The following is a 4,425-nucleotide window of genomic DNA, read 5'->3' on the forward strand; positions in this document are numbered from 1 at the left end:
CTCGGGAAACTCAGGTCGCTCGGGAAACTCAGGCCGCTCCGGGAACTCAGGTCGCTCCGGGAACTCAGGTCGCTCCGGGAACTCAGGTCGCTCCGGGAACTCAGGCCGCTCGGGAAACTCAGGCCGCTCGGGAAACTCAGGTCGCTCCGGGAACTCAGGTCGCTCGGGAAACTCAGGCCGCTCGGGAAACTCAGGTCGCTCAGGGAGTTCAGGAAGCTCGGGCAATTCGGGAAGTTCGGGCCGTTCGGGAAGATCAAGATGGAGAGATCGACTTGGACCGACAGAATGCACAGCGCCCTGACTCGAGCGGATATTGTTCACAAAAAACATGCTAGAGTCCCCTTAGTGACTGGTCCACGCATGTCTACGGTAACTAAACGCTACCCCGTTACCTTCTCATACCTCGGCAACAATATCTAGCACCAAGAGCACTTGAAGGCACGACCAAGGAAAATCGATAAGGCTCAACCAAGGACGCTCCGCGATGAATAGTTCTAATGCTCATACTGCATCACCAAGCTGTCCAACCAGCACTTGAGGAGCACTTGTGAACATAGGTCGCCTATCGAAAAACAATAACTCACAACTCATCTAATAGCCAAAGCAATTTCAAGTAATCGCCTCTTAATGATAATATTGTATTTTCTTGAAAAATAAGCAGTGACTATTATTATCATCGATAACTTTTAAAATCCACTAATAAATGAAGAACTTTCGAACATATGATTATTGACGAAGTTGCTACAATCTCTAAGATGAGACGCCGTGCTACTATGAAGAGGTGATGGCAGTCTGATATCGCATCCAAGGTAAAGTGGCAGCCGTCCCAGGAGAGTGCTAATCTGCGGATGCAGGTGTAATAGCCGGGAACGCTGTCCAATCTTGCATCAACCGCCTGCGCTTGGTAATCAAGTCACCTCGTGCATACGCTGCCTCCGCCTTGTGAGGTGATCCGGCCGAAGTGGTCCATGCCGAACGTCAGCTTTTGGCGGATTTTCCCCCAGAGGAGGATTAGCCATGAAGCGGAAGCGATTTTCGGTCGAGCAGATCGTGGCGGTGTTGAAGCAGGCGGAGCTGGGCCTGCCGGTGGCTGACCTGATCCGGCAGCTCGGCATCTCGGAGCAGACCTTCTAGCGGTGGAAGAAGCAGTACGCCGGCCTGGAGTCGGACCAGGTTCGCGAGCTCAAGCAGGTGGTGGACGAGAACGCCCGGCTGAAGAAGCTGGTGGCCGAGCTCAGCCTGGACAAAGCAGTGCTGCAGGACGTGCTGTCAAAAAAGTTCCCCGGCCAGCGCTCATGAAGGACGTTGTGGCCTACGTGGTTGGACACCACGGCTACAGCGAGCGGCGGGCCTGCTTACTGACGCGGCAGCATCGGTCCACCCAGCGCAAGCCGAGCATCCGGGACCCGCGGCTGGAGATCCGGCAGCGCATGCACGAGATCGCGGCGACGCGGATCCGCTTTGGCTATCGACGCGTGCACATCATGCTCAGGCGTGACGGCTGGACGGTGGGCAAGAACCTGGTCTGGCGGCTCTACCGCGAGGAAGGGCTGGCGCTGCGGGCCAAGCGGCCGCGGCGCCGCAAGATGGTCGTGCACCGCGAAGCGCGTTGCCAGCCAAACCGACCGAACGAAGCGTGGAGCCTCGACTTCGTCCACGACCAGCTCAGCAACGGGCAGAAGTTCAGAGCGCTGACGGTGGTCGACGTGTTCAGCCGGGAGAGTCTGGCCATCGAGGTAGACCAGCAGCTGCGGGGCGAGCATGTCGTGGAGGTGCTGAACCGCCTCGTTCGACAGCGGGAAGCCCCAACCTACCTGTTTGCTGACAATGGCGCTGAGTTCACCGGCCATCTGGTCGACCTCTGGGCCTACCACCATGGCACAAGGATCGACTTCTCCCGGCCGGGCAGGCCGACCGACAACGCGTTCATCGAGACCTTCAACGGCAGCCTGCGGGACGAGTGCCTGCGGCCTTAGGCAGCAGATGCACCAAGTGCCAGGTAAACCTCTGGCATCGTTGGGCTTTGTTTTCCTCCCGCTGCTCTTGCCAGCGGGATGGTGCCGGGAGCGAACATTCAGGGAGAGATGCGGGAGGTCGAGAAGTGGCACAGCGTTTCCTTCTCTCGGCCGCAGCACGCACGCTGTCGCTAAGGAGCATCTATGCTGACGGCGAGCAGGCCGCGTATCGCCGGTTCTGCGGGTTACGCTGGCCGGAGAGTGGCGGCGCGCCGGTCTGCCCGGCATGCGGCTGCCTCGATGTCTATGACCTCACGTCGCGGCGTCGGTTCAAGTGCGGCGCTTGCCATCGGCAGTTCAGCGTCACCTCCGGGACGATCTTTGCCTCGCGCAAGCTGTCCTTCGTCGATCTCCTGGCCGCGATCTGTCTGGTGGTCAACGCGTCCAAGGGTATGTCGGCCGTCCAGCTCTCCCACGACCTCGACGTGCAGCACAAGACCGCGTTTGTGCTGATGCACAAGCTCCGCGAGGCGATGGCGACGGAAACGCGTGAGGCCAGGCTCCATGGCCAAGTCGAGGTGGATGGCGCTGCCTTCGGCGGCCATGTGCGTCCCGCCAACGCCAGGGAGGACCGCATCGATCGCCGTCTTCTCAAGCACCGCAGTGGCAAGCGGCGGGTTGTCGTCGTCCTGCGGCAGCGTGGCGGCCGGACCCTGACGCGGGCATTTTTACGGGAAGCCGACGGTATCGCCTTCGCCAGGGAACGGATCGCATCCGGTTCTGTCGTGTCGGCCGATGAGACCGCCCACTGGGACCTGCTCACGCCCAGCTTCGACGTCCAACGTATCAATCATTCCGACGCCTACAGCCGCGACGGCGTCCATACCAACCTGGCTGAAAGCTTCTTCTCGCGGTTGCGACGCATGGTCGGCGGCCAGCACCACCGGGTGAGCAGCCAGCATCTTGGTGCGTATGCGGTCCACGCAGCCTGGCTCGAGGATCACCGCCATGCGAGCAATGGCGCGCTCGCCGACCGGCTCATTGCCAGAGCGATGGCAGCCCCGGTCAGCCGGAACTGGAAGGGCTACTGGCAACGTACAGCGTGATGGCGTTGCCGGGCGCCCAGACGCACATGCCCTTGCGCTTCTCGACCATCCGGACCAACCGGCGCCGCATTGCGTGACGGAGCGCTTGCACGACCTTGAAGACGACGGAGTTCCTCAGCGTCGTGTCCGAGACATCGAGCTTGCGCTCGCACATCACCCGCTCCGCCAGGTCGCGCGTTGTCAGCCCCGCCCCAGTGCGGAGATGGCGGACGCAAATGTCTGAGATCTCGCCCTTCCGGAAGAAGCCATGGCTGACCAGGTAGCGTACGCGCTGGTGATCGGGGTCGGTGAACAACCGGATCGCGGCGTTGATATGGGCCAGATCATGCTGTGCCTGCGCAATCTGCGCCTGATAGGCCACGATCCGACCGTGGATCTCGGCGCGCTTCTCCTTCAATGATTGGATGACCAGCGGCTCGGACATCCGCCATTGATCCGTCAGGACCGCCCTGCCGAACACCCACCAACTTGGTGCATCTGCTGCCTAAGGCCGAGTGCCTGAACCTGCACTGGTTCGCGACGATGGCCGAAGCAAAGGCCGTCATCGAGGCCTGGCGGCAAGACTACAACGAGAGCCGTCCTCACATGGCTCTTGGTCATCGGACGCCACAGGAATACCTATTGGGAACAGACCTTTCGGGGTCTGCCACGGGTCCATTGACCGGCAAAGGCTAACGCTGAGCCTGGACCACCTAAGCCAAGCGCCTCAATCCGATCATGCACTAACACTCAACCCGGACCACCCCATGGGGGCAGGCCACTCACGAACGTCTCGGACATAGACACATGCCTAGGTGTTTAGTCCCGGATTGTGATGGTGTGGGTTGGTTTTGAACCGCTGTGGCTCGATCGTCCACTGCTGACAGATGAACTCGTAGGAGACTGGCGCGAAAGCCCTGTCTTTTGGCTTGTCGGGTGGATAGGTGGACAGGTGAGCGCTGCCGGCAAGAAGGTGTTACCCAACGCGCCGCTGGTTGGCACCGGGTCGACCAATGCTGTGCACTCGATGACGATCAGGCGGTGATCTGATCCGCTCTACGCAGGTTCATGGCTGTGCAGAGCAGCCAGAGCTGACAGCGGTTGCGCTCCAGGCTGCGGTAGCGCACGCGACGATAGAGGTAGCGCCGCTTCATGGTGCCGAAGAGTTTCTCGATCTGGCCGCGCAGCGGCGTGATCGCGACGTTCATCCATTTGTGCCAGGACGGCGAACGCTTGGCCTGATGCCGCCGGTGCATGATCCGGTCGGTGATGCCGATTGCGGCCAAGGCCTCCCGTCTTTCCATCGACTCGTAGGCCTTGTCGGCCAGCACGGCCTGCTCATCGCCGCAGATCAAGGCATCGGCTGCGATGCTCTCGCCGATGTC

At 60.7% G+C, this 4,425-nt stretch carries 4 protein-coding genes and 2 pseudogenes; 3 read left to right on the forward strand and 3 right to left on the reverse strand.

Annotation, left to right across the window (positions count from 1 at the left end; all coding sequences use genetic code 11):
• Window positions 1-225, reverse strand: a 225-nt coding sequence (locus VHL31_RS09140) for a hypothetical protein (protein ID WP_329660899.1), incomplete at its 3' end; no start/stop codon positions are given.
• 792 nt (window positions 226-1,017) lie between these two features.
• Here VHL31_RS09140 and VHL31_RS09145 point away from each other — a divergent pair.
• Together VHL31_RS09145 and VHL31_RS09150 are read left to right on the forward strand one after the other, a co-directional pair.
• Window positions 1,018-1,967: pseudogene (locus VHL31_RS09145) on the forward strand (IS3 family transposase); the annotation flags it as partial.
• A gap of 134 nt (window positions 1,968-2,101) precedes the next feature.
• Complete coding sequence (locus VHL31_RS09150) at window positions 2,102-3,061, forward strand: IS1595 family transposase (protein WP_329660900.1); 960 nt, start codon at window positions 2,102-2,104, stop codon at window positions 3,059-3,061.
• On the opposite strand, the gene VHL31_RS09155 is transcribed toward VHL31_RS09150, so the two are convergent.
• Window positions 3,021-3,485, reverse strand: coding sequence for a hypothetical protein (locus VHL31_RS09155; RefSeq protein WP_329660901.1), 465 nt, complete (start codon window positions 3,483-3,485; stop codon window positions 3,021-3,023). The two genes, VHL31_RS09150 and VHL31_RS09155, sit on opposite strands and share 41 nt — an antisense overlap.
• 68 nt (window positions 3,486-3,553) lie before the next feature.
• Here VHL31_RS09155 and VHL31_RS09160 point away from each other — a divergent pair.
• A pseudogene (locus VHL31_RS09160) lies at window positions 3,554-3,736 on the forward strand (integrase core domain-containing protein); the annotation flags it as partial.
• A gap of 338 nt (window positions 3,737-4,074) precedes the next feature.
• On the opposite strand, the gene VHL31_RS09165 reads toward VHL31_RS09160, so the two are convergent.
• A partial coding sequence (locus tag VHL31_RS09165) for a transposase (RefSeq protein ID WP_329660902.1) occupies window positions 4,075-4,425 on the reverse strand: 351 nt, incomplete at its 5' end.

Source organism: Geminicoccus sp. (genome assembly GCF_036263595.1).
Lineage (GTDB): Bacteria > Pseudomonadota > Alphaproteobacteria > Geminicoccales > Geminicoccaceae > Geminicoccus.